At 65.8% G+C, this 1,306-nt stretch carries 1 protein-coding gene; it reads left to right on the top strand.

From position 1 onward, the window contains the following. Nucleotides 1-69: 69 nt before the first annotated feature. Nucleotides 70-1,274 (top strand): IS3 family transposase gene (locus tag ACYU8I_RS18820; protein ID WP_460843868.1). Its coding sequence is split into 2 segments (ribosomal slippage): nucleotides 70-354 and nucleotides 357-1,274, totalling 1,203 coding nucleotides; the frame shifts between segments, so codons are not numbered across the junction. The last annotated feature ends 32 nt before the right edge of the window (nucleotides 1,275-1,306 follow it).

Genomic DNA, 1,306 nt, shown 5'->3' with positions numbered 1-1,306 from the left:
GGGTCTGCTGCACTGATCGGTGACATCTGATCTGCGTCGATGTGTGTCGGCGCTGGAAGGATGTACACCATGCCGAAGGCGTTCCCGAGAGAGTTCCGCGAGGACGTGATCCGGGTCTTCAAGACCTCGGACTCGTCCATCGCCCAGGTCGCGAAGGACTTCGGGATCTCGCCGTCGTGCCTCAAGCGGTGGCTCACGATCGATGACCGGAACTCGACTAGCCCGTCGCCGACCGCTCAGGCCGCGAACGAGTCCGATGCGCTGCGTGAGGCGAACAAGCGGATCAAGCTGCTCGAGCAGGAGAACGAGGTCCTACGCCGCGCGGCGGCCTACCTCTCGCAGGCCAACCTGCCGGGAAAATGATGTACCCGCTCGTCCGCGAGCTGGCCGCCGACGGGATCCCCGTCGCGGTGACGTGCCGGGTGCTGAAGATCGCCCGCCAGCCCTACTACCGCTGGCTCGCGTGCCCGATCACCGACGCCGACCTCACTGCCGCCTACCGGGCCAACGCGCTGTTCGACGCCCACCGTGACGACCCCGAGTTCGGCTACCGGTTCCTCCTCGACGAAGCCCGGCACGCTGGCCAACCGATGGCCGAACGGACAGCGTGGCGGATCTGCTCACAACTGTGCTGGTGGTCGGCGTTCGGGAAGAAGCGCGGCCGCAACGGCAAGAAGCCCGGCCCGCCGGTCCACGACGACCTCTGCGCCGTGGTCGACAAGCACGGCGTGACCCGCCACGAGTTCACCGCCAACCGCCCGAACCAGCTATGGCTCTCCGACATCACCGAGCACTGGACCAGTGAGGGCAAGCTCTACCTCTGCGCGATCAAGGACGTGTTCTCCAACCGGATCGTGGGCTACTCCATCGACTCACGCATGAAGTCCCGCATCGCTGTCGCTGCGCTCGACAACGCCGTCGCCCGTCGCAATGCCGAGGGCGCAAGTGTGGCTGGTTGTGTCCTACACAGCGACCGCGGGTCGCAGTTCCGCAGCAGGAGACTGGTGCATGCGCTCAACCGTCACGGCATGGTCGGCTCGATGGGTCGCGTCGGTGCAGCCGGCGACAACGCGGCTATGGAGAGCTTCTTCTCCCTGCTGCAGAAGAACGTCCTGGACCGCCGCGCATGGGCGACCCGAGAAGACCTGCGGATCGCGATCGTGACCTGGATCGAGAAGACCTATCACCGCCGTCGCCGACAAGCCGCTCTCGACCGATTGACCCCGGTCGAATACGAGCTGATCATGCTCCCAACCGCCACCCAGGCGGCCTAACCGAACCTGTCACCGGATGGTGCAGCAGACCC

Source organism: Nocardioides marmoraquaticus (assembly GCF_054777915.1).
The sequence above is the reverse complement of the archived record's forward strand: the minus strand, read 5'-3'. Positions and strand labels throughout refer to the sequence as shown.